The 19,483-nt window shown below is 44.0% G+C and carries 17 protein-coding genes and 1 rRNA gene; 17 read left to right on the top strand and 1 reads right to left on the bottom strand.

Translation table 11 applies throughout. From position 1 onward, the window contains the following. Nucleotides 1–942: 942 nt before the first annotated feature. The 13 genes from I2503_RS06605 (at nt 943) to I2503_RS06545 (ending at nt 15,256) form a co-directional block, all read left to right on the top strand. Nucleotides 943–2,550 (top strand): ribonuclease Y, encoded by a 1,608-nt coding sequence (locus I2503_RS06605; RefSeq protein ID WP_196967417.1) that lies wholly within the window; start codon nt 943–945, stop codon nt 2,548–2,550. Between the two features lie 120 nt (nt 2,551–2,670). Beyond that, complete coding sequence (gmk, locus tag I2503_RS06600) at nt 2,671–3,297, top strand: guanylate kinase (RefSeq protein WP_196091447.1); 627 nt, start codon at nt 2,671–2,673, stop codon at nt 3,295–3,297. A 27-nt stretch (nt 3,298–3,324) separates the two neighbouring features. After that, nucleotides 3,325–3,639, top strand: coding sequence for a DNA-directed RNA polymerase subunit omega (gene rpoZ / locus I2503_RS06595; RefSeq protein ID WP_196091448.1), 315 nt, complete (start codon nt 3,325–3,327; stop codon nt 3,637–3,639). A 102-nt stretch (nt 3,640–3,741) separates the two neighbouring features. Beyond that, nucleotides 3,742–6,120, top strand: coding sequence for a primosomal protein N' (locus I2503_RS06590; protein ID WP_196967416.1), 2,379 nt, complete (start codon nt 3,742–3,744; stop codon nt 6,118–6,120). A 20-nt stretch (nt 6,121–6,140) separates the two neighbouring features. Then, nucleotides 6,141–7,070, top strand: a complete 930-nt coding sequence (gene fmt, locus I2503_RS06585) for a methionyl-tRNA formyltransferase (RefSeq protein ID WP_247644692.1) — start codon at nt 6,141–6,143, stop codon at nt 7,068–7,070. Beyond that, nucleotides 7,057–8,376, top strand: a complete 1,320-nt coding sequence (gene rsmB, locus I2503_RS06580) for a 16S rRNA (cytosine(967)-C(5))-methyltransferase RsmB (RefSeq protein ID WP_196967418.1) — start codon at nt 7,057–7,059, stop codon at nt 8,374–8,376. Before fmt ends, rsmB begins: the two co-directional genes overlap by 14 nt. 22 nt (nt 8,377–8,398) lie before the next feature. Beyond that, nucleotides 8,399–9,139, top strand: a complete 741-nt coding sequence (locus tag I2503_RS06575; protein ID WP_196967415.1) for a Stp1/IreP family PP2C-type Ser/Thr phosphatase — start codon at nt 8,399–8,401, stop codon at nt 9,137–9,139. Then, nucleotides 9,136–11,058, top strand: a complete 1,923-nt coding sequence (gene pknB, locus I2503_RS06570) for a Stk1 family PASTA domain-containing Ser/Thr kinase (protein ID WP_196967414.1) — start codon at nt 9,136–9,138, stop codon at nt 11,056–11,058. The genes I2503_RS06575 and pknB overlap by 4 nt, the downstream gene beginning before the upstream one ends. Before the next feature lie 113 nt (nt 11,059–11,171). After that, the gene (gene liaF / locus I2503_RS06565; protein WP_196091452.1) at nt 11,172–11,861 is read left to right on the top strand and encodes a cell wall-active antibiotics response protein LiaF; all 690 of its coding nucleotides are present in this window, start codon (nt 11,172–11,174) and stop codon (nt 11,859–11,861) included. Continuing rightward, on the top strand, nt 11,858–12,871 hold the full coding sequence (locus I2503_RS06560; RefSeq protein ID WP_196091453.1) for a sensor histidine kinase: 1,014 nt from the start codon (nt 11,858–11,860) through the stop codon (nt 12,869–12,871). Before liaF ends, I2503_RS06560 begins: the two co-directional genes overlap by 4 nt. Further along, nucleotides 12,849–13,487, top strand: coding sequence for a response regulator transcription factor (locus tag I2503_RS06555; protein WP_196091454.1), 639 nt, complete (start codon nt 12,849–12,851; stop codon nt 13,485–13,487). Before I2503_RS06560 ends, I2503_RS06555 begins: the two co-directional genes overlap by 23 nt. A gap of 9 nt (nt 13,488–13,496) precedes the next feature. Then, entirely contained in the window at nt 13,497–14,897 is a 1,401-nt protein-coding gene (locus tag I2503_RS06550) for a Cof-type HAD-IIB family hydrolase (RefSeq protein WP_196091455.1), read from the top strand. Beyond that, nucleotides 14,894–15,256 carry a S1 RNA-binding domain-containing protein gene (locus I2503_RS06545; RefSeq protein ID WP_196091456.1) on the top strand — a complete coding sequence of 121 codons (363 nt, stop codon included), beginning with the start codon at nt 14,894–14,896 and terminating at the stop codon, nt 15,254–15,256. The genes I2503_RS06550 and I2503_RS06545 overlap by 4 nt, the downstream gene beginning before the upstream one ends. A gap of 38 nt (nt 15,257–15,294) precedes the next feature. On the opposite strand, the gene I2503_RS06540 is transcribed toward I2503_RS06545, so the two are convergent. Beyond that, the gene (locus I2503_RS06540; RefSeq protein WP_196091457.1) at nt 15,295–15,942 is read right to left on the bottom strand and encodes a YigZ family protein; all 648 of its coding nucleotides are present in this window, start codon (nt 15,940–15,942) and stop codon (nt 15,295–15,297) included. Nucleotides 15,943–15,996: 54 nt separating this feature from the next. Between I2503_RS06540 and I2503_RS06535 the strand changes: the two genes are divergently transcribed. From I2503_RS06535 to I2503_RS06520, 4 genes are all read left to right on the top strand, one after another. After that, nucleotides 15,997–17,286 carry a DEAD/DEAH box helicase gene (locus I2503_RS06535; protein WP_196091458.1) on the top strand — a complete coding sequence of 430 codons (1,290 nt, stop codon included), beginning with the start codon at nt 15,997–15,999 and terminating at the stop codon, nt 17,284–17,286. Nucleotides 17,287–17,528: 242 nt separating this feature from the next. Beyond that, entirely contained in the window at nt 17,529–17,948 is a 420-nt protein-coding gene (locus tag I2503_RS06530) for a ComF family protein (protein WP_196091459.1), read from the top strand. Nucleotides 17,949–18,028: 80 nt separating this feature from the next. Further along, the gene (gene raiA, locus I2503_RS06525; RefSeq protein ID WP_196091460.1) at nt 18,029–18,571 is read left to right on the top strand and encodes a ribosome-associated translation inhibitor RaiA; all 543 of its coding nucleotides are present in this window, start codon (nt 18,029–18,031) and stop codon (nt 18,569–18,571) included. Between the two features lie 568 nt (nt 18,572–19,139). Next, nucleotides 19,140–19,483, top strand: a 16S ribosomal RNA gene (locus I2503_RS06520); the annotation flags it as partial.

The following is a 19,483-nucleotide window of genomic DNA, read 5'->3' as shown; positions in this document are numbered from 1 at the left end:
GAAGTAAGATGAAGGCTGTTATCGCTTGTGCTCATAAGATACTAAGAATTGTCTACAAACTTTTGAAAACACATCAAACTTATGAAGCAGTCAAAGCATTAGGGATGCGGCAACATCCTTAAGACATTTTTAAATATGTTCACCTTAAGTATAACACAGATAGTGTTTTTTTGCGCTTTTTTACTGTGTTATTTTCAAATAAAAGACTATACTCATTAAATTTCAAAATCTGACGTTGTCAAGACTCTTCGGTGAACTTCAGTTCAACCATCATCGGTTTTCCTAGTCAGTTTTTTGAAATTTTTCGAGTATTCCGATTTTGAAGTTTGTCCAGTATGAAAAATATTAAAAAATTCTTTTTAAAAAAATGAGGTTTGTGTTTTTAAATCCTTACAGCCTCCTCGTAATATAAGTTTAGCGGATTATTAAAACCCGGTTTGAACATTAATTATTGAATGTTTCCCAGAACAATAGAGCTATGGAATGGACTCATGGTTGTTTCTTACACTCTTTGTTACTCAGTCTTCATTATTAAGTCTGTTACCCAGCCCTTCATTTTACCTCCAACCCACTTGTAAAAATAACAACAGTACAGACAGCAAAGGTCTAGGGAGTTGCAAAGAGTCTCTGCAAGCTTTTTTGATTTTCTGAGTGACTATCTGAAGTTTATAGAGGTATCCTAGGTCCCTATTCCTATCGTAAGATCCTCCTAGAACTTAGCTTGTGATTCTTTGAATGTTTCACCTTTGAAGCTAACGTTGAATTCTTTTTCAAGTAAGAGGCTGTATAGCGATATTTTTTGGCTAAATCAAATTGATTGGTTTGCATTTATGGGACATTATATGTGGGATTTTTAGTATAAATGAACAATATAGAGATGATTTGTGATAAAATAGTAAAGAATGTTATAGAGCATTCAATTTGAAATAATGAGGTGAAAACATGGTAACAATTGGATTGTTTGTTTTTGCCGTCATCATTGGTTTAGGAGCAGGAAGTGCCCTTGGTCTCAAAGCGACGGCCAAGAAGCAGGAGGAAGCTGCGTTGGCACTCTTAAATGCTGAACAAGAAGCGACAACTGTTCGTGGTCAGGCTGAGCGGGAAGCTAAATCCTTAATGAAGGAGGCGACGCGTGAGGTTAAGGCCCTTAAAAAGGAAGTTTTGCTAGAAGCAAAAGAAGAAGCTCGGAAGTACCGAGAAGATGTAGCAGCTGAATTCAAAACAGAACGTCAAGAGCTCAAGGAAACGGAAAATCGTTTGACTCTGAGAGCCGGTAGCTTAGATCGTAAAGATGAAAAGTTGGCTCGTAAGGAAGAGCTTTTGGATCAAAAAGAGCAGTCTCTTGGAGAACAGTCTAAACAAATTGATGCACGTCAGGAACGTGTCGCAGCCCTTGAAGATCAAGGGAGAGCAGAACTCGAACGTATTGCAAGTTTGACCCCAGATCAGGCCAAGACACAGATTTTAGAAGAGGTTGAGGTCAAACTCACTTCTGAGATTGCCAATCGGGTTCGGGAGGCAGAATGGGAAATCAAGGAGCGTTCCAATAAGGTCGCAAAAGACATCCTTTCACAGGCCATGCAACGCATGGCGGGAGAATTTGTTTCAGAACAAACGAACGCCATCGTTCACTTGCCTGACGACAATATGAAAGGTCGTATTATCGGTCGAGAAGGTCGTAATATTCGAACCTTTGAGAGTTTAACTGGGATTGACGTCCTCATTGATGACACTCCAGAAGTGGTTGTGTTGTCTGGATTTGACCCAATTCGTAGAGAAATCGCCCGGATGACCATGGAGGCTTTGATCAAGGATGGTCGGATTCACCCAGCTAGAATCGAGGAGTTGGTGGAGAAAAACCGACTTGAGATGGACCAACGTATTCGTGAATACGGGGAAAATGCAGCTTATGAAATTGGGGCACCCAATCTGCACCCGGATCTTATGAAAATGATGGGCCGCTTGCAATTCCGGACTTCTTACGGACAGAATGTTCTACGACATTCCATTGAAGTGGCCAAACTTTCGGGTATTATTGCCAGTGAGTTAGGTGAAAATCCAGTATTGGCTCGCCGGGCTGGATTCCTTCACGATTTAGGGAAAGCGATAGATCGTGAAGTAGAGGGAAGTCACGTTGAGATTGGAACGGAATTGGCTCGTAAGTATAAAGAACACCCTGTGGTCATTAATACCATCGCAAGCCATCATGGTGATGTCGAACCAACTTCTGTAATTGCAGTTATTGTCGCTGCTGCAGATGCTCTCAGTGCAGCCCGCCCAGGTGCACGCAGTGAATCCTTGGAAAATTATATCCAACGCTTACGTGATCTTGAGGATATCGCTACCGAATTTGAAGGTGTTCAATCCAGCTTCGCACTTCAAGCGGGACGGGAAATTCGCATTATGGTCAACCCAAGCAAACTAAAAGATGACCAGATGACCCTCTTGGCTCACAATATTCGTGAAAAAATTGAAAACAACTTAGATTATCCTGGAAACATCAAGGTCACTGTTATTCGCGAAACTCGAGCCATTGAATTTGCTAAATAATTGAGAAGTCCTTTCTTTGGTTCAAACCAAGAGGGGCTTTTCATTTAGATACAAGAAAATTGGTTGAAAATGGTAGTCATTTTTGATAGACTAGACTTTAAAGATATTGAAGGAGAACTCATGGCTGATCGCGGCTTATTAATAGTATTTTCAGGTCCCTCCGGTGTTGGGAAAGGGACTGTTAGACGAGAAATTTTCGAAAGTTCTGATAACCAATTTCAGTACTCAGTCTCCATGACCACCAGAGCTCAGCGTCCTGGAGAAGTCGATGGTGTGGATTATTTCTTTAGGACTCGCGAAGAGTTCGAAGAACTCATTCGCCAAGGTCAAATGTTGGAGTATGCTGAATACGTTGGCAATTATTATGGCACACCTTTGAACTATGTCAATGAAACCCTGGATAAAGGGATAGATGTTTTTTTGGAAATAGAAGTTCAAGGAGCGTTGCAAGTTAAGCAGAAGGTTCCAGATGCGGTCTTTATCTTTTTGACTCCGCCGGACTTAGATGAACTTCAGGGCCGGTTGGTTGGTCGTGGGACCGATTCTGCGGATGTCATTGCCCAACGTATCGAAAAGGCGAAAGAAGAGATTGCCTTGATGCGGGAATATGACTATGCCATCGTTAATGATGAAGTATCCCTTGCGGCAGAGCGTGTGAAGCGTGTCATCGAAGCGGAACATTTTCGCGTTGATCGCGTTATCGGCCATTACCAAGACATGGTGCGCAATACTGCGACCGTTCGTTAGTTTTTATAGAAAAATAGGTATTCCATTATGATGTTAAAACCCTCTATTGACACCTTGCTAGATCAAGTACCCTCCAAGTATTCCCTTGTTATTCTTGAAGCCAAGCGGGCTCACGAGTTAGAAGCGGGTGCGGAAGCGACTCAAGATTTCAAATCTGTGAAGTCAACGCTTCGTGCTTTGGAAGAAATCGAGGCTGGTACGGTGGTGATTCACCCTGATCCGGAAGCTAAGCGTGAATTGGTTCGCTTGAAGGCTGAGCTAGAGCGCAAGCGTCAGGAAGAAGAAGAGAAGAAAATTAAAGAACAAATTGCCAAAGAAAAAGAAGAAGGTGGAAAAATCTAAGCAAGGCAGCTTCTTAGACGTCCACAAAATGGAGGGAGTCAAAGGGGACACGTGTAAAAGAGGTCCCAGAGACTCCCTTTTTGAGCCTTTAAGGAGGTAAAGATGCTGGCAGAGATTATTGTAGATGTGCCGACGGGGCAAACCGATCGTCCCTTTACTTATAGAGTTCCAGATAAATGGCAGGAGGATATCCAAGTCGGGGTTCGTGTACATGTGCCTTTTGGCAATGGGAATCGCTTGATTCAGGGGGTGGTTATAGGCCTTAAGGGAGAGGAGAAAGAAGGGTTAGAACTCAAAGAGATCGTCGAAGTTCTGGATGAGATCCCCATTCTGAACCAGGAGCAGTTGTGGTTGGTGGAGCAACTACGTCACCAAGTATTTTCATTTAAAATCCAACTGCTCAAAATGATGATGCCCAGCCTGTTGCAATCTCAGTATGATAAATTGTACCTCCCCACTGATCGATTGGACCTGGCGGATGCCACTACCTTTTTTCCAAGCGGAGGAGGGCGGCGTGCTTCTAAGCTGAGCCCTGAGGAGTTAGTCCAGGTACAAAAATGGGTAGCCAAGGGACAAGTTGAAGTGAAATATCTTGCCGAGGATCAGGCGACTCTCAAGTATGAGAAGTGGTACCAGCCCAACCCTCAAGTCTTGTCAAAGCTTGAGATACGCAAACAAGCCGTTAAACGGCTAGAGGCGCGTGAGTTCCTTTTGCAACATCCAAATGAAGGTCGATTGACGGAACTGAATAAATTGTTCACCAGTCCAGTGACCAAGTACTTAACGGACGAAGGTGCTTTAGAAGTTTTTGAGAAAAGTGTCTCGCGGTCTGCCAGTTTTTTTGAAGGGGTTAAGCCCACTCAGGCCCCCAGGTTGAATGATCAACAAGCTCAGGCTAAAAAGAAAATTCTGGCTCATGTTGGGGAAGAAAAGACCCAACCCGTTTTGCTAGAAGGGATTACGGGAAGCGGGAAGACTGAGGTTTATCTGCAGGTTATTGAGGAGGTCTTAAAAGCCGGGAAAAATGCGATTGTCTTGGTACCAGAAATTTCTCTGACCCCCCAAATGACAAAGGGCTTTATTGGCCGCTTTGGTCAAGAGGTAGCCATTTTGCATTCGGGGCTTTCAGCTGGAGAAAAGTATGATGAGTGGTGGAAAATCGCCCATGGTCAGGCTCGCGTTGTGATTGGGGCTCGATCAGCAATCTTTGCTCCCTTAACCAATATTGGTATTATCATTATTGATGAGGAACATGAGTCGAGTTATAAGCAGGACACGAATCCACGCTATCATGCAAGAGATGTGGCATTGTTGCGGGCCCAGTATCATCAGGCTGCCTTGGTTTTGGGGTCGGCAACACCGAGTCTAGAATCGCGAGCAAGAGCCTGGCGTGGTGTCTATGATTTTGTTGAATTGACGCAGAGAGCCAACCCCAAAGCGTTGATTCCACAAGTCGAAGTCATAGATTTACGGGATTACCGGACCAGTAAGGAAGACCGCAATATTAGCCCCCCTCTTTTAGAAGCCTTGGAGGAAACTTTGGCGCGGGGAGAGCAAGCTGTCTTGATGCTGAATCGGCGTGGTTTTTCTAGTTTTATGATGTGTCGAGTTTGTGGTGAAGTTGATACCTGCCCTAATTGTGATATTTCCCTAACCTTACATATGTCTACCCGAACCATGAATTGTCACTACTGTGATTTTCGAAAAGGAATTCCCCAGACCTGTCCGAACTGCCAGAGTCGAGATATCCACTACTATGGAACCGGGACTGAAAGAGCGCAAGAGGAGCTGAATGAGCTTCTCCCTCAGGCTCGAGTTCTCCGTATGGATGTGGATACAACCCGAAAAAAAGGTAGCCACGAGAAACTATTGGGACAATTTGGTCGTGGGGAGGCAGATATCCTTTTAGGGACACAAATGATTGCCAAGGGCTTGGATTTTCCAAATGTGACTTTGGTGGGTGTGCTCAATGCGGATACGGGGATTCACCTTCCTGATTTCAGGGCTGCTGAGCGGACTTTCCAGCTCTTGACGCAGGTGGCAGGTCGGGCAGGTCGGGCCAATAAGCCTGGTCGGGTTTATTTGCAGACCTACAATCCAGAACACTATGCTATTGGCTTTGCTTCCCGACAGGATTACGAAGGCTTTTATCAAGAGGAAATGCGTATTCGTCGATTAGCAGGCTACCCTCCCTATTATTTCACAGTGGCTTTGCATTTTTCCCACAGGGAGGCACGGGTCGTCGAGGAGATTGCCTATCGCACTCTTGGTCTCATTCGGCAGTACTTGTCTGCTGAGGTAGTGGTTCTTGGACCTACTCCATCGACCATTAGTCGGACCCACAATCTATACCACTATCAAATATTGATTAAATACAGGAAAGAAGCTGGTTTAGAAACGGCGCTTAACCGCGTTTTGGATTTGAGCCAGACTAAAGAATTTCAACAGGTTCGACTGACGATTGACCACGAACCCCAGTAAGGAAAGAAGAGGATTGATTCATGAATATCATTTTTATGGGAACCCCTGCCTTTGCGGCCACGGTTTTGGAAGGTTTGTTAGCAGATGAACGGTTTCAGGTTGTTGCGGTTGTTACGCAGCCAGATCGGTTAGTTGGTCGCAAGAAACTGCTGCGGACGACTCCAGTTAAGGAAGTGGCTTTAGCTCATGACATACCTGTATTTCAGCCAGAAAAGCTATCCGGAAGTCCAGAAATGGAAGTTTTGATGCAGCTGGATGCGGATGGGATTGTCACAGCAGCTTTTGGCCAGTTTTTACCAACAAAGCTTTTAGCTGCCTTTGACTTTGCAGTGAACGTGCACGCTTCCCTTCTGCCCAAGTATCGGGGTGGAGCACCCATCCACTATGCTTTGATTAATGGGGATAAAGAAGCAGGCGTGACCTTGATGGAGATGGTCAAAGAGATGGACGCTGGAGATATGATTGCGCAGGCTTCGCTTGAAATTGAGAAAGAAGACAATGTGGGAACCCTCTTTGAAAAATTAGCTATTTTGGGTCGTGACCTTTTGTTGGAAAAATTAGAGACCTATGCTAAAGGAGAAATTCAACCAGAGCCCCAGGATCCTAATTTAGTAACCTTCGCTCCTAATATCAAACCGGAGGAAGAGCAGTTGGATTGGAGTAAGCCTGCGGTGGCCTTGGTTAATCAAGTCCGAGGCATGTATCCTTGGCCAGTAGCCCATACCTTCTGGCAGGGGGAACGCTTAAAAATTCAAGAAACTCAGCTCGTTGATGGGCATGGGCCTGCGGGGCAGGTCATTTTCCGCGATAAGAAATCCTTGCATGTGGGGACTGGAAGTGGTGCCGTAGCCATTCTTCGTCTGCAACCCTTTGGTAAGGCGGCTATGCCTATTCAGGATTTCCTTAATGGCGTTGGACGGGAAGTAAAGGTAGGAGATCGCTTTGAGTAAACAAATAACGGCAAGGGAGCTTGCCCTTGAAATTCTTGAAGCAGTTCTGGAACAAGGAGCCTACGCCAACCTAGCTTTGAACAAGGCATTGAACCAGAGTCACCTTTCTAACACAGATAAGGCCCTGGTGACTGAATTGGTTTATGGTACCTTGACTCGCAAAATTACTTTGGAGTGGTATTTATCCTCTTTTATCCCAGACCGTGATCAGTTAGATTCCCCAGTTTATCCCGTCTTGCTCCTGACCCTTTATCAAATGCTCTATTTGAAAAAAATTCCAAATCGGGCAGCCATCCACCAAGCAGTTGACTTGGTCAAAAAACGCCTGCACTCTGCAGCTGGCGGCTATGTTAATGCAGTTCTGCGTAAAATTCAGGACCAAGGTGTACCTGATCCAGCTAGCATCAAGCGCCTTAATAAGCGCCTATCGGTGACCTATTCGCTACCTGTCTGGTTGGTTCGCGATCTTATTACTGAATACGGACAGGAACGTGCTGAAGCTATTATGGCCAGTCTTCTCTGGCGAAATCGAGCTAGCATTCGGATTCAGAACTTGGCGGAAAAAGCAAGCTTGCGTGACCAATTGGATGCTAGGGACTCTGAGATTTCACCTTACGGTTTGGTCAAAGACCATGGTCCGTTCGCTGCCAGCCAGGCTTTTAAAGAAGGACTCGTGACTATTCAAGATGAGTCCAGCCAGCTGGTGGCTCCCACGTTGAACTTAGAAGGTTGGGAACGCGTTTTGGATGCCTGTAGTGCACCTGGTGGGAAAACCACCCATATAGCTTCTTATTTGGATAAGGGGCAGGTGGTAGCATTGGACTTATATGACCACAAGTTGGCTCTGATTGAGGAAACTGCTCAGCGCCTGGGTTTGACAGATCGAATTAAAACCCAACGCTTGGATGCGCGTGCTGTTCACAAGGTTTTTCCACCTAGGTACTTTGATAAGATTCTGGTCGATGCTCCTTGTTCAGGAATTGGACTCCTGCGTCGTAAACCCGACATTCGATATCGTAAAAATCAGGAGGACTTGGACCAACTCCAAGCGGTTCAGTTGGAGATATTGGATAGTGTTTGTCAAACCTTGCAAGAAGGTGGTATAATAACGTATAGTACTTGTACAATTTTTGCAAAAGAAAATCAAGAAGTGATCCAAAAGTTTTTAGAAGGACATCCTGACTTTGAACAGGTTCCGCTCATTCATCCTAAGACAGAGATGATGGTAGATGGCTGTCTTCTAATCACACCTGAGTTATTCGGGACGGATGGATTTTTTATCAGCCAACTAAGAAAGAAATCCTGATTGAAGGAGGAAATAAGAAGACATGGAGATTGCATTGTTGACAGATGTGGGACAAAGACGTTCCAATAATCAAGATTTTGTCAATCAATTTCGTAACCACGCGGGTAATCCTCTGATTGTGTTAGCCGATGGAATGGGAGGTCACCGAGCTGGCAACATTGCTAGTGAGATGGCGGTGACTGACCTGGGAGCTGCTTGGGTCAATACCGATATCAATTCAATTGATACCATGCGTGCCTGGTTTGAAACCCAATTGGAAATCGAAAATCAAAAAATCCATGCCATGGGACAAGAAGAAGAATTTCGTGGAATGGGTACAACCTTGGATGCTGTTGCTATCATTGGCAACCAGGCTGTTTTTGCCCATGTCGGAGATTCAAGGGTGAGTATCTGGGATCAACAGGAATATATCCAGTTGACCAGTGATCATTCTTTGGTTAATGAGCTCTTGAAAGCGGGGCAAATTACAGAAGAAGAAGCTATGAATCACCCTCAAAAAAATATTATTACCCAGTCTATTGGACAACAAGATCCAGTTAAGCCAGATATTGGCTTAGCTGTGCTTCAGGAAGGGGATTACCTAATTATTAATAGTGATGGGCTTACCAATATGGTGACCAATCAGCAAATTAAGGAAATTCTGGCTAGCGAATTATCGCTTCATGAAAAAGCTGAAACCTTGGTTCAAATGGCCAATGATGCAGGTGGTCTGGATAACATCTCGGTTGCGCTTGTTCGTTATCAGCAGGAGGACCGGCTATGATCCAAATCGGTAAAATTTTTGCTGGTCGTTACAAAATCCTGGAGCAGATCGGACGTGGAGGAATGGCAGATGTCTACCTTGCTAAGGATTTGATTTTGGATGGGGAGGAAGTAGCTGTTAAGGTTCTACGGACAAACTATCAGACAGACCCGGTAGCAGTAGCTCGATTCCAACGTGAGGCTAGAGCTATGGCCGAATTGGACCACCCCAATATTGTTCGTATTACAGATCTTGGGGAAGAAGAAGGTCAGCAGTATCTGGCTATGGAATATGTGTCTGGCCTGGATTTAAAACGTTACTTAAAGGAAAAAGCTCCTCTTAGTAATGAAGAAGCGGTCCGTATCATGGGGGAAATTCTTCTGGCTATGCGTCTAGCCCACATGCGAGGGATTGTCCATCGTGATTTGAAGCCGCAAAATATTCTCTTGACCAAGGGTGGGACTGTTAAGGTCACAGACTTTGGAATAGCGGTAGCCTTTGCGGAAACCAGCTTGACGCAAACCAATTCAATGCTAGGAAGCGTGCATTACCTTTCGCCTGAACAAGCGCGGGGTTCCAAGGCAACTGTCCAATCGGATATTTATGCGATGGGAATTATTTTCTATGAAATGTTGACGGGGCATATTCCCTATGACGGGGATAGTGCAGTTACGATTGCCCTACAGCATTTTCAAAAACCCCTCCCTTCTATTCGGGAAGAGAATCCTCGGGTAGTGAATCCCGTGGAAAATGTTGTCATAAAGGCTACTGCTAAGAAACTGGAAGACCGATATAAGACGGTTGCGGATATGTACTTGGATCTTTCCACCAGTCTTTCTTACGAGCGCCGCAATGAGCCAATCCTACAATTTTCCGAAAAAGAATCAGAAGTTAAAACACTTCCCAAATCTACTCCCAGTCCAAAGGTGACTCCAGCACCGGCCCGTCCGGTAGAACTTCCTGCCAAAAAGGAAGAGGGAGACTCTAAAGCAGAAGAGCCAGCTACTCCAAAGAAAAAGCCAGTCAACAAGAAGAAATCTGGGGCTACCGCCAAAATGAAACACGGTCGTCGGCGTATTCGTATGCGTTACAAGGTGGTTTTTGGAGCCTTTGTATTGGTAGTCTTAGCAGTCTTATCCCTGATCTTTCTTAGTCCGGCATCTGCAGTCATTCCTCAAGTTGAAAATCTACCCTTAGCGGATGCAAGGAGCCAGATTGAGGCTGCAGGACTTGTCGTTGGGAATGTTTCCGAAGAAGCTTCGACAGAAATAGAACCAGGAAATGTCATTCGGACCAATCCGAAATCTGGTACCCAAAGACGTGAAGGTTCGACGGTTGATTTAATTGTGTCGGCTGAGGGAACCCGCTTTAAGATGGAAAATCTGGTGGGAAGGACTCTTAGTGAAGCTGAGCATATCCTACGGGAGGAACATCAGGTGCCTGACCGCTTGATTCAGATTGAAGAAGTAGATGATACCTATGAAGAAGCTGGGACTGTCCTGGCTCAGACTCCTGCGGAAGGAACAGAATTTGATCCGACCGGACGAACGAAGATTGTATTGCAAGTGGCTCGCCAAGCGACCACGATTGAGATGCCTGATTTCACGGGGATGACTTATAGGGATGCGCGGGATATTCTCATTAACTTGGGAGTTCCAGCTAACCGAATCACACGGCGCGTGACGAATGATGTGACAGCTGCCCAGTCCGATATCATTGTTCGGCAAAATCCCTTGGTGGGAAATATTATAGATGTTAAGTCTGCAAATATTGAATTGACGGTTGCAGCGGTTGTTCAAAATCAATCCAGTTATTCATCTAATAGTTCCAGTTTTGATTCATCACCAACAGATGATAGCTTGATCGATACGGATACCAGCACGGAAACCTCAACTTCTAGTCGAAGTGATACATCCTCACAATCCAACATAGAGGAATAATACAAAATGAAGAAGGCTTGGAAACTAGACCAGGCCTTTTTTGGTTCTCCGTGGGTTGTTACTGTTCAGGAGGCTTCCCATTTGATACAATAAGAAGGTACAAGGAGCTTGTGATGAGAAAAATTCATTTTTTTGTATTGATCGAGTTAATTCTAGTAACACTCGCTCTCTTAACGATGTTTACAGATGATTTGACAAGAGGGATACTCTTTTTAGTACTCTGTCTCTTGTTGTATCACTATTATCGGGTGGACAGCCAGTCCAATCTACTCCTGGTGGCCTTGAGTTTGTTTCTCTTTCTAGCCTTTAGTCTCAACCCCTTTGGGATGGCAGCTATTATTTTTGGCTTAATTTATGGATTTACAGCCAGTATTCCTTACCTTTATCGGGAACATAAGCCTACAGTAGTTACTCATCTACCACAGGCTGGAACAAAGCAGCGTAATACTTGGATTGGAGATTTCTCTTATTTTTTAGCAGAAGATCAGGATTTTGAGGATTTGAATCTCTTTCGCTTTAGTGGTAATGATACTCTCTATCTAGACCAAGTGGTCATTGGTCCTGAAGCTAATCTTATCCTGATTCGCAAGGTCGTCGGTCACACCAAGATCTATGTCCCAATAGACCTTGCCGTTGAGTTATCTGTGAACACTTTGTATGGAGATGTTCACTTCTTCGATGAATCCTACTATTTGCGCAATGAACAGTTACAGATTCATAGCGAGGATTTGTATCAGGCCAATCGCTCTGTCAAGTTGGTTATTTCCAGCCTCTTGGGGAACGTGGAGGTGATTCGCCGATGAGAAAGGGTGTTTATCTCTTTATTTTTGTGGCAACCTTTGGACTCCTCTTTTTTTTAACGACAAAATTTTTACAATTACTAGACTATAATTGGGTTGATCTCTGGTTAAGAGATTGGATTGGACTCCAGATTTTGGCAATGTTGCTAGCTTTGTCGGTAGGAACAGTCGGTTTGGCCTTTTTGGCTCAGATATGGCGTGCCCAAACCATGCGCAATCGCCTGCATCCAGCCCTAGAACAAATTCGTAAAGGCCAAACCTACACGAGTTTGGATGACCCTATCTTAGACGCTGATCTCCAGCTACTAGGAGAGTCTATTCAAAGTTTGCAGGAAAATCGTCAGGAGCAGGAGAACCAGGAGTTGGTTGAGAAGGCCCAGGTTATCACTGAAGAACGGCAACGAATTGCCCGTGATCTACATGATACGGTCAGCCAAGAGCTTTTTGCCGCAAGCATGATGGTCTCGGGTCTCCGGCAATCCAGTATCGATGCGGATGAAATGCGGGGACAGCTGCAAGGAGTGGAGGGTATCTTGAATACCGCCCAGAATGATTTACGGATCCTGTTACTTCACTTGCGTCCCAGGGAACTGGAGGGACGTGACCTAGTCACTGCTCTTAAAACGTTGCTTTCAGAAGTGGAGGAAAAGAGCTCAATTTCCACACGTCTAGAAGTTTCGGTTGGAAACTTGTCGTCTGAAATTGAAAACCATTGTTATCGGATTGTGCAAGAGTTTATCAGCAATACCTTGCGCCACGCTCAAGCAAAACATATTGAAGTCTATCTTAGACAGACACCGGGTCAGTTGCAGCTGAAAATGGTCGATGATGGGGTAGGGTTTCAAAAAAATCAAACCAAAGATTTCCATTATGGCTTGGCCAATATGGAAGAGAGGGTAGAAGATATGGCAGGTAGAATGACCCTCAGAACGGCTCCCTATCAGGGAGTCGCGATTGATATTCGCATACCAATTTTAAAGGGAGAACTCGATGAAAATTCTATTAGTGGATGATCATGAGATGGTCCGATTGGGCCTCAAAAGTTATCTTAACTTGCAGGTGGATACCTTGGTTATTGGTGAAGCCAATAATGGCAAGGAAGGCTTGGAATTGGCGCTGGAATTGCGACCAGATGTGATTGTCATGGACCTTTTGATGCCTGATGTCGATGGAATTCAAGCCACATTGAATATTTTGGAAGCTTGGCCGGAAGCTAAAATTTTAATTTTGACCTCTTATCTGGACAATGAAAAGATTTATCCTGTTTTAGAAGCTGGAGCCAAGGGGTATATTCTCAAGACTTCCTCGGCGGATGAAATCTTCAGTGCGATTCGGAAAGTTTCGCAAGGGGAGATGGCTATCCAGACTGAAGTTTCTCAAAAATTCGAACAACACCGCCTCAATCGTCCTTTGCACGAAGACTTAACCCCCCGGGAGCGGGATATCCTCGCCCTTTTGGCCAAAGGCTATGAAAATCAGCGGATTGCAGACGAACTTTTTATTTCATTAAAAACAGTTAAAACACATGTCTCAAATATCCTCTCAAAATTGGCAGTCAGTGATCGAACACAGGCAGTTATCTATGCCTTTCAACATCATTTGGTGCAATCAGATGAGGATTGGGGATAAGGAGTAAACATGAATACTAAAACAAAATATAAGGCAAAAAAAATAAAAATTGTTTTCTTTGATATTGACGATACCTTACGGGTGAAGGACACAGGCTTTATCCCAGCTTCGATTGAGCGTGTTTTTCGTGACTTAAAAAAAGCTGGAATTAAGGTGGGAATTGCGACTGGCCGTTCACCTCTTGGTGTTGTACCAGAATTGCGAGCTCTTAAACCTGATTATCTGGTAACGATAAACGGGGCTTATGTGGAAGATGCCAAGGGTGAGGTTGTTTTTAGCCAACCCATCCCAGAGGCACAGGTTCAAGCTTATAAAGATTGGGCTGCTAACCAAGAAGTGGCTTATGGGTTGGTTGGAAAAGATCAGGCTAGCCTCTCTAAACGTTCCCCACTCATAAATGAAGCCATTGACGTTGTCTATCCTGGACTTGAGATCGATCCGGACTTGGATCAAAAAGAAGCCATTTACCAAATGTGGACCTTCGAGGAAGGAGAACAGGATTTAGCCTTGCCAGAGGAATTAGCTAAAGATCTTCGTCTGGTTCGTTGGCACACTAATTCATGCGATGTTGTAATCAAGGATATGTCAAAAGCGGTTGGTGTCAAAAAAGTTCTGGAAAGTTTAAACCTCAAGCCGGAGAATCTTTTGGTCTTTGGTGATGGTCTAAATGATTTGGAGGTGTTTGATCTAGCTGGATTGGCAGTTGCCATGGGAGGAGCTCTTGATTCCGTTAAGGACAAGGCGGACTTTGTGACCAAGTTAGTGGAAGAGAATGGAATTGAACATGCTTTAGTGGAAATGGGGCTGATTCCTAAACTGTTAAACTTTCCACAATTGGATTTGGAGAAAGTCGAAGGACCTGTGGCTAGCATGGAGACCAACCAAGGGACTATGAAGATCAAACTTTTTCCTGATCGTGTACCTAAAACAGTTGCCAATTTCCTTGGTCTTGCCAAGGAAGGTTATTATGAAGGGGTAACGTTCCACCGCATCATTGAAGATTTTATGATTCAAGGCGGAGACCCTTCCGGAACTGGTATGGGTGGAGAATCCATTTATGGTGGTGAATTTGAAGATGAATTCCATGAAGAACTTTACAACCTCCGTGGTGCCTTATCTATGGCCAACGCTGGTCCCCATACCAATGGTAGTCAATTCTTCATTGTTCAGAACACAGGTGGAACCTACAATAAAAAAGAATTGGTTCGAGGGGGCTGGCCTGCACCGATTGCAGAATATTATGCAGAAACGGGTGGTACTCCTCATTTGGATCGTCGACATACAGTCTTTGGTCAGTTAATGGATCCCACTTCTTTTGAAGTTCTTGATAAGATTGCCCATGTTGAAGTAGACATGATGGATAAACCTTTAGAACCCGTGATCATTCTGAAAATTGAGGTGGAGGAATGAGAATTGGCGAAAAATACAAGGGTGTTGTTAGTGGTATTCAACCCTATGGAGCCTTTGTAGAGCTTGAGAATGGTACAACGGGTTTAATCCATATTTCCGAAATTCGGACTGGATTTATTGAGAATATCAGTGACATTTTGAAGGTAGGACAAAGTATTACTGTTCAAGTCGTAGATTATGACGAATACTCTGGTAAAGCTAGTTTATCTATGCGAACCTTGGAAGAGGAGAAACATCGCTTCCCTCGACGTCGACGTTTTACGAACGACCGCTATAAATCTGGTTTTCGTCCATTAGGAAAGAACCTTTCTAACTGGACCAAAGAAGCCTTGGATTATCTGAAAAATCATGAGGAATAGAAAAAGAACTTGCCTTCATTTCAAGGCAAGTTCTTTTTCTATTCCTGGTTCTCATATAGGGATTGGGGAATCTCAACTTCCCGCAAGCCGACTTCTTGGTAGTTTACTTTTCCTTGATAAAAATCAGTCAAAGTTGCTTGGACTGATTCCAGTCGTTCCTTATCTAGGTAGAGCAGAGTTTGAACCGTATCTGTGAACTGGGTATCGTATTCCTCCAATTCTTGATCCTTTAAGAAATTTCCATATTCTTGATACTGGGAGTAGGAGAGTTCCACCTGCAAGCCCATTTGCTCCTTACGTTGGACAATGCCTAATTCTTTTATCGCTAGAGCCACGCTAGAAGCGTAAGCCCTAATCAGCCCACCCGCCCCCAGTTTAATTCCGCCAAAGTAGCGAGTGACAACGACACAGACATTGGTAAGATTGTGATTTTCCAAAACTCCCAGCATAGGTACACCAGCTGTTCCGCTTGGTTCGCCATCATCACTGGAGCGTTTAATTTCGGATTTTTCTCCCACAATAAAGGCCGAGCAATTATGAGTCGCCTTGTAGTGTTCTTTTTTCACAGCTTGAATGAAGGCACGTGCCTCTTCTTCCGTCTCAACCCGCTTAGCCTGACAGAGGAAACGGGATTTTTTTATAGTTTGTTCGGCAGCGCCGTCTTGAGTAATTGTTCTAAATTCCATAATTCTATTGTAGTCAAAGTAAAAAAGAATGCAAGTTTTTTCGAATAAAGAAGTATGGAAGATGAAAAAAATTATTGGGGCAGACGTCTCCCTGCAAGGGAATGGCCAGAAAAACTGAAGTCTGTGGCTCTTACGATGCCAGGTATTGAAAAAATCAAGGGTCAATGGGTTTGCCAAAGGTGCCAAAGTCAGTTAAATGAAAAAAATCGTCTCCCGCAAGGGGCCCTCTATTGTCGTGAGTGTATCCAGATGGGGCGCGTGCGATCGGATGAACAGCTGTATTATCTGAAACAGCAGCCTTTTCCGACGACAGAGAGTTGTCGTTGGTTGGGCCAACTTAGCAGCGACCAGGAAAAGGTAGCTCGGATGCTGCGTGACTATAGTATGAAAGGGTGGTCTTGTCTGGTTCATGCTGTAACCGGTGCAGGGAAAACGGAAATGCTCTATCCTTTGCTGACTCATTACCTCAATCAAGGTGGAGTGGTGGGATTGGCAAGTCCTAGGATTGACGTTTGTCGGGAGCTCCATCATCGTTTACAAAGAGATTTTGAAGTGGCTTCTTGTTTTCTCTATGGTGAGGGAGAGCCCTATCGGAGAAGTCAACTCGTTGTGGCGACAGTTCAGCAGTTATTTCGCTTCTATCAAGCTTTTGACTTGCTGATTGTTGATGAAGTGGATGCTTTTCCTTTTGATGAAAACGACCAGTTGTATGCAGCTGTTGACCAAGCACGAAAGCCGAAGGCACCCTTACATTTTCTTACGGCCACGACAACGCCTAGGTTGGAAGAATGGATTCAAAGAGGAGACCTAAAACGCTTGGCCTTGGCTAAACGTTTTCACCAGAATCCCTTGGTTGTCCCTCAAGTACATTATTGGTCTGGTTATCAAGCTGGTGGTCGATTGCCTAGGAAGTTTCTCCATTCCTTTAAAGAACAACGTCGAAGTGACTTTCCGCTTTTGATATTTCTTCCTCTGATCCAATGGGGCAAAGCATTTTATCAAAAATTAAGTCAACTGCATCCCCATCTTCGAGCAGCCTTCGTCTCCTCTCAGACTCCCAATCGGAAAGAACTGGTCGAAGACTTTCGGACAGGGCGCGTGGAAGTTCTGATCACAACCACAATTTTAGAACGGGGGGTTACTTTTCCAAAGGTGGATGTGTTTGTTCTGGAAGCTGACCATCCTCTCTATACGAAAAGTAGCCTAGTGCAGATAGCAGGACGTGTTGGCCGTAGCCCAGAACGACCACTTGGCCTCGTATTTTTTTTCGCCCAAGAACAGACTCGCGCTATCAAGCAAGCTATTCAAGAAATCAAGCAGATGAATCAGGAGGCCGGATTTTGAACCGTTGTATCCTTTGTCAAAGCATCATTGTAAGTCCCCTATTATTCGCAGATTTATTTTTTATGGTAAAAAATGAAGAGTATCTATGCTCCACCTGCCGACTATCCTTTCGAAAAATAGATAAAAACTGCTGCCCGTCTTGTCAAAAGTCAGGTAGCTCAGAACTCTGTTCAGATTGTATGTTATGGCAAGAACGAGGACACCCGATCTGTCATACAGCCCTTTACCAATACGAGAAGAACATGGCCGACTATTTTGTTCGTTACAAGCTCTGGGGAGATTACCAGCTTCGTTTTGCTTTTTCAAAAGAAGTAAAAGAAAGCCTTAGAAAATGGAAGGGCTATACCGTGGTACCAATACCGGTATCAGACCACAGGTATCAAGAAAGGGGCTTCAATCAAGTTGAAGGATTTCTAGAAGCTGCAGGAATTACCTACTATCCACTATTGAAAAAGGCTGAGGTTGAGCATCAAATTGGAAAGGGGAGGAGAAAACGGTTAGAAATGGAGCAGGTATTTGAATTGAAGCAGTCTCTTAAGGTCTCTAAAGGAGTACTATTAGTGGATGATGTTTACACAACAGGAGCGACTCTGGCCCAGGCTAAGAAAATAATTTATGAAAACATAAGTCAAAATGTTTTCACATTTTCCATCGCAAGATGAGGAAAGGGCTTGCATTTTTGAAGTGAAAACGTTATACTATATATATAGAAAAGCTTCTAGCTTAGAAGGAAGGTATATATATGTTTAAATATAGTATCCGTGGCGAAAACATTGAAGTAACAGAAGCAATACGTAATTATGTTACTGCAAAACTTGAAAAGCTTTCCAAGTATTTTCAGGATGAACAAGAACTCGATGTACGGGTCAATTTAAAGGTATATCGTGAAAAAACTGCTAAGGTTGAGGTAACCATTCCACTTGGCTCCCTAACTCTTCGTGCAGAAGATATTTCCCAAGATTTATATGGCTCCGTTGACCTAGTGGTCGATAAAATTGATCGTCAAATCCGTAAAAACAAAACCAAGATTGAGAAAAAACATAGAGCCAAAGTTGCGACAGGTCAAATTTTCACCAATGAATTGATTGAGGCAGAAGAAAAAGATCCAGTCAAAATTGTTCGCTCTAAACAAATCGATCTTAAACCGATGAGTGTAGAAGAGGCTATTCTTCAAATGGACCTTCTTGGTCACGACTTCTTTATTTACAAAGATGCAGAAGATGACTCAACTAACGTTCTTTACAAACGTGAAGACGGTGGTTTTGGACTTCTCGAAGTTAAATAAACACCTTCATATCGAGGCTGGGAATTCACCCAGCCTTCATTTTTTTGAAAAAAATTACATTTCCCCCTTGCCAAGACCAACATCATGTTGTATACTAATAAAGTCCTGAAGGGAGAGTTCCTTAAGGGCACCTCTAAAAACTAAACTCTTAAAAATTCGAACATTGATTTATCAAGATTTCTACGACATGATTTGATGCAAAACCGGAGTTTTTCGAGGTGCCCTTAAACGGGAAGCAATCAGTAGAATAGTTCGGCTCAAACGAACGAAAATAAAAAAACTTCAAAAAAGTTAAACAAAAGTGTTGACAAGCAATTGAGGTTTTGATAAACTGATTAAGTTGTCTCGTGAGAGACATGACCTTTGAAAACTGAACAAGACGAATACCAATGTGTGGGTAGTAGGGATACTACCTGTCAATAATAAATTCGAAGCTAAATCAAAAGACTTCAAGGAAAACTGACGCAGGTAGAACTAAGGTTCACCAAGGAGGTTTAACAAAGAAGTCTGAAGATTTAACGCAGAACAAATCTGTCAGCGACAGAAAAAATGAGCAACAGCTCAAACTTTTGATGAGAGTTTGATCCTGGCTCAGGATGAACGCTGGCGGCGTGCCTAATACATGCAAGTAGAACGCTGAAGGAAGTGCTTGCACTTCTGGAAGAGTTGCGAACGGGTGAGTAACGCGTAGGTAACCTGCCTGGCAGCGGGGGATAACTATTGGAAACGATAGCTAATACCGCATAACAATGGATATTGCATGATATCTATTTGAAAGATGCAACTGCATCACTACCAGATGGACCTGCGTTGTATTAGCTAGTAGGTGAGGTAAAGGCTCACCTAGGCGACGATACATAGCCGACCTGAGAGGGTGAACGGCCACACTGGGACTGAGACACGGCCCAGACT

Source organism: Streptococcus sp. NLN64 (assembly GCF_015831295.1).
GTDB lineage: Bacteria > Bacillota > Bacilli > Lactobacillales > Streptococcaceae > Streptococcus.
This window is presented reverse-complemented; position numbering and strand designations above follow the sequence as displayed.